The organism is Falsiroseomonas oryzae (assembly GCF_027856955.1).
GTDB lineage: Bacteria > Pseudomonadota > Alphaproteobacteria > Acetobacterales > Acetobacteraceae > Falsiroseomonas > Falsiroseomonas oryzae.
The window spans coordinates 1-4,923 of the sequence record NZ_JAPSMD010000400.1; the positions used below are offsets into that span (position 1 = coordinate 1).

General features: G+C 63.2%; 4 protein-coding genes. 3 read left to right on the plus strand and 1 reads right to left on the minus strand.

The features are described 5' to 3' along the window. The 3 genes from OZN99_RS25440 to OZN99_RS25450 all read left to right on the plus strand — a co-directional run. Positions 1-994: hydantoinase/oxoprolinase family protein (locus OZN99_RS25440; RefSeq protein ID WP_270938034.1), on the plus strand; the 994-nt coding region annotated here is incomplete at its 5' end. A 141-nt stretch (positions 995-1,135) separates the two neighbouring features. After that, positions 1,136-3,262, plus strand: coding sequence for a hypothetical protein (locus OZN99_RS25445; RefSeq protein WP_270938035.1), 2,127 nt, complete (start codon positions 1,136-1,138; stop codon positions 3,260-3,262). Between the two features lie 64 nt (positions 3,263-3,326). Beyond that, complete coding sequence (locus OZN99_RS25450) at positions 3,327-3,917, plus strand: transposase (RefSeq protein ID WP_270938036.1); 591 nt, start codon at positions 3,327-3,329, stop codon at positions 3,915-3,917. A 92-nt stretch (positions 3,918-4,009) separates the two neighbouring features. Here the strand turns inward: OZN99_RS25450 and OZN99_RS25455 are convergent. Further along, on the minus strand, positions 4,010-4,923 hold a 914-nt coding region (locus tag OZN99_RS25455), incomplete at its 5' end, for a M24B family metallopeptidase (RefSeq protein WP_270938037.1).

The following is a 4,923-nucleotide window of genomic DNA, read 5'->3' on the forward strand; positions in this document are numbered from 1 at the left end:
GCCCGGCCCCGCCTGCTACGGCGCCGGCGGGCAGGAGCCCGCGGTGACCGACGCCAACCTGGTGCTCGGCTACCTGGACCCCGAGCGCTTCCTCGGCGGCCGCCGCCGGCTGGACCGCGCGGCGGCGGAGGCGGCGGTGGCGCGCCTGGCCGCGAAGCTCGGCCTCGATCCGCTGGACTGCGCCGCTGGCATCCACCAGCTGGCCAATGTCGCGATGGCCGAGGGCATCCGCGTGGCGACGGTGCGCCGCGGCGTGGACCCGCGCGGCTTCACCCTGTTGGCCTTCGGCGGCGCAGCCGGATTGCACGCGAGCGCGGTGGCGCGCGACCTCGGCATGACGCGCGTCGCCGTGCCGCTGCTCGCCGCCGGCCTCTCCGCCTGGGGCATGCTGCAGACCGACCTGCGCACCGAACTGTCCCGGAGTCTCGCCGACGCCACCGGCCTGCCCGACGATGCCGCGCTGCGCGCGCTGTTCGCCGGGCTGGAGCAGGAGGCGCGCGCCCGCTTGGCCGCCTGGATGCCGGGCGCGCCCGAGATCCGCCGCAGCGCCGACATGCGCTATGGCGAGCAGGTCTTCGAGGTGGGCGTGCCGCTGGACGCCGTGCCCTGGGACGTGACGCCTGATCCCCCGGGCCTGCCCGCCCGCGTCGCCGAGGCCTTCCACGCGCGGCACGAGGCGCTGTTCACCTATGCGCTGCGCGGCGAGGAGGTGGTGCTGGTGACCGCCCGCGTCGCCGCCGTGGGCAAGCTGCCCGCCCGCCCCGCCCCGCTGCTGCCGGTGCGCGCGCCGGCGGCGCCTTCGGGGATGCGCCGCGCCCGGATCGGCGGGGCGATGCACGACCTTCCGGTGTGGGGGTTCGGGGAGTTGGCACCGGACCAGCGCGTGGCGGGGCCGGCGATCGTGGAGAGCGACACGACGACGGTGCTGTTGCTGCCGGGGGATGTCGCACGGCTGGATGCGGGGGGGTGGTTGGAGGTGGGGGTGGGCCGGTGAGGCGGCAGGAAAGGCGCACCATGGCCGCTCATCGCTGGCTCATGCGACTCTCTCACGCCTACGGTCCGCAAGAGCCTTGACCCTTTGGCGATGCAGCATTCAGAAGTCGCAGTTGAGGCACGGCGTAATGGCAAACCAGCGATGACACTCGATATCCGCGGAAGCCTAAAGAACACAAAGCTGAGCTCGAACAAATATATCGTTTTAGAGGAATTAATCTCGAACTCTATCGAGGCATTTCTTATCAGAAAACATCAAGAAAAATCGGCTCTAGACTGCAATATAAAGATAAGAATCGATATATTTCCAGCAGATTTACTGGGCGATCAGCTCGATTTGTCGATATCCTGCACGGACAATGGATGTGGATTGGGAGAGGATCAGACGAAGGCGTTCCTCACAAAGGACACCTCCTACAAGGACGACCTAGCCGTAGCTGGTATAGGAAAATGCCGAGGAGCTGGTCGAATTCAGTTTTTCCACCACTTCAGTCTAGTGGGAATTGCGAGCACCTATCGTTCTGGCACAGCGCTTCTTAAGCGTGTGCTCGCGCCACATGAAGGCCGCAAGATTATCGACTTCGTAGATTTCACTACGGAGAAAGGCGACGAGTCCGAAATTGGCACGACGATCACGCTGGCTAACTTAAAACCCTCTGTACGCAATGCAATCTATGCAGAGGAGTCGCTGGCAGAAATTTTCTCTGCAGAGAGCGTGAAGCGCTATATGCTGATGGCGCTACTACAGAGACTTGTTAGCCTGAAACCTATCTTGGGTGATTTTGAGATTTCCTTCGAGACTAAGTACGCCAAAACTGAGAAATTGGAGACGACGACTCTCAAGAAATCTGATCTCCCCGTCGTATCAACAACCCGCGATATCGCCATTGAGGAACGTGATCCGAAATCGGGACATGAACTCGGGCGGCAGCAGTTCTTTAAGCTGTCCCACTACAAGCTCGACGCTGCCGTTTACGATCTTCCAAAGAACGCTATTTCGTTGTGCGCCAAGTCCTCGCCGGTCCAGGACGTGACGTCACGCTACCTCCGCACGCGAACAGAACAGAATAATGCAATCAGCGGCTTTCACCATCTCGTTCTGATTGAAGGCGATGTCTTCGATCGACGTGTAAACGAGCAGCGCGATGGTTTCGATGGCATCCCCGCTGAGATCCCGTCCGGGGACATGTTTTCTGACGAAACGGTTTCGTACCAGGCTATCTATGAGAAGATCGACCCTATCATCGATGAACTGGTCGCTCCAGCCGATTGGAACAAGGATGTCATTCTGAAAGATGTTGCCGAAACGTTCGGTGTCTCAGCTGCTATGCTCGCCGACACAGAAACGAGGGTTCGGTATGGCGACAGCGCTAAGTCGGTCGCTGAGCGCGCGCTGAAAAAATATCAGGATCGCATCATATCCGAAACAGCCGAGATACTGAGCCTTAAGCAAGAAATTGTGAACTCAGAGCCAGATTCCGAAGAATTTCGGCGTAAAATTAATGAACTGTCTTGGAAATACACGGCAGCACTCAAGAATTTTGATATGGCCCATTTATCACAACTCGTTGTGAGGAGAGCAGCGATTGTTGAAATACTTTCTCTCGCTTGCGCACAGAAGCTTCTTATCCAGAAACCATCGGATAACCGACGGAAGGACGAACGCCTGATACACAGCGTATTTTTTCCAATGCGAAAGGATAGTCTTGATGTTCCGGAGCACGATATATGGCTACTTAGTGAAGAGTATCAATATTATGATTATATTTCATCGGATAAGCCGCTCTCCCAGATTGAGTGGTCCAATGGAGTAAAGCTATTTGAAGGTAATATCGACAAGGATTTTGATGAAATCCTCAAGCGTAGGATTGATGAAAATGGGGCCAAACGTCCGGACATTGCCGTCTTTAGCAAAGAAGGTTCGGCCATAATTATTGAATTCAAGGCGCCCGGCGTTCATATGGATGACCATGTGAACGATCTGTATGAATATGCCCATTTGCTCGCGGCGAAATCAAATGGGCGTCTAAGGAAGTTCTACGGGTACCTCATTGGCGATAGCTTGAACCCATTGAGAATGGGCGGGTGGACGCGTTTTCCCACAGGAAAAGGCTTCTTTAACACGTACGAGGTTCGAGATCCGGAAACCCCCCGTGTCTTAGGCGAACTTTATGCCGAGACTCTTTTCTTTGAAGATGTTGTTGAGCGTGCCAGGAAGCGTATTGCCGTGTACCAGCAAAAGCTGCAAATCGACTTAACAAAGCGATAAATCGATGTCTGGTCGCTCGTAATCAGTGGTTGAAAAAAGGAATATAATCCGACATCATATGAGGATGCCCCCTCCTCCCCCAGCCTTCCCCCTCCGCCGCTCCACCCCCCGCCCCTGGCGCCCGCTGACCGACGCCGAGTGGCAGGCCCTCTCCGCCATCCTCCACCGCTCCGGCCGCGGCCGCCCGCCGCGCGATGCCCGCCGCTGCTGGGACGGCATCTTCTGGATCGCCTGCTCGAAGCTGCCCTGGCGCGCCCTGCCGCCGGCATTCGGCCGCGCCGATTCCGCCCATCGCGCGCTGCGCCGCGCCGCCGCGGCCCATCACCTGCACCGGATGCTGCTGCGCGTCTCCGACCATCCGGGCTTCGCCGGCGACGCGCTGCAACCCATCGAGTGGTTCATCGTGCGCGCCTGGCGCCGCGCCTTCCGCATCACCCCCGGCGCCATCGCCTTCGCCCGCCGCCTCGGCCTGGCCAGCGCGTTGCCGGCCGAGCCCTTCTGGCTGCCGCAGCCGGATTTGTCCGAAGCCGTCGCGGCCATCGCGCGCAAAGCGGCAAAGTGGGCGGGCGGGCTGCCGCTGGAATTCCTGCAGGCGCTGCATTTCCTGATGCGCCGCGCGGGCGGGGAGCCGCGGATGTGGCGGACGACGGGGTGAGGCGCGCGCGTCGGTGCCCGGAAGGTCGGTCGCGCCCCCACCCGCCTCGCTCCGCTCGGCACCCTCCCCCGCCTGCGGGGGAGGGAACAGCCTCACAGCGGCCGGCAGGCCTCCTCCAGCCAGGCGCGCGTCGGCGCGTCCACCGCCGGCCCCACCTCGGCCAGCACGCGCGCATGATAGGCGTCCACCTGCGCCCGCTCGGCCGGCGCCAGCATCGCCGGCTCGATCAGCGCGCGGTCATAGGGCGCCAGCGTCAGCACCTCGAAGTCCAGGAAGGGCTTGCGCTGGCCGGGCCGGGGCGCGGCGGGCTTCACCAGCAGCAGGTTCTCGATGCGGATGCCGTAGGCGCCCGGCTCGTAGAAGCCCGGCTCGTCGGATAGGATCATGCCGGGCTTCAGCGGCACGGGCTTGGCGGCGCGGCTGATGCCGGCCGGGCCCTCGTGCACGCTCAGGAAGCTGCCGATGCCGTGGCCGGTGCCGTGGTCGTAGTCCAGCCCCGCCTCCCACAGCGGCCGCCGCGCGATCGCGTCCAGGTGCGGGCCCGCCACGCCCTCGGGGAAGCGCATCGCGGCCAGCGCCAGGTGGCCCTGCAGCACGCGGGTGTAGCGTTCGCGCAGCTCCGACGGCGGTGCGCCGGGGCCGGTCCACAGCGTGCGCGTCACGTCGGTGGTGCCGTCGCGGTACTGCGCGCCGGAATCCAGCAGGAACACCTCGTCGGGGCGGATGGCGCGGTCGGTCTCGGGCGTCGCGCGGTAATGCACGATGGCGCCATGCTCGCCGGCGCCGGCGATGGCGGGGAAGCTCTCGGCCACGAAGTGCCGGCCCTCGCCGCGCAGCGCCAGCAGCTTCGCGGCGGCGGCCATCTCGGTCAGGCCGTCGCGGGGCGCCGAGGCGAACCAGCACAGGAACCGCGCCAGCGCCGCCGCGTCGCGCCGGTGGGCGGCGCGCGCGCCCTCCTGCTCGGTCGGGTTCTTGCAGGCGCGCGGCAGGCGGCAGGGGTCCTCGC

What these genes read in the sequence shown, in the direction of transcription:
- OZN99_RS25445 (WP_270938035.1), top strand. Translation starts at nt 1,136, where the DNA reads ATGACACTCGATATCCGCGGAAGCCTAAAGAACACAAAGCTGAGCTCG.
- OZN99_RS25450 (WP_270938036.1), top strand. Translation starts at nt 3,327, where the DNA reads ATGCCCCCTCCTCCCCCAGCCTTCCCCCTCCGCCGCTCCACCCCCCGC.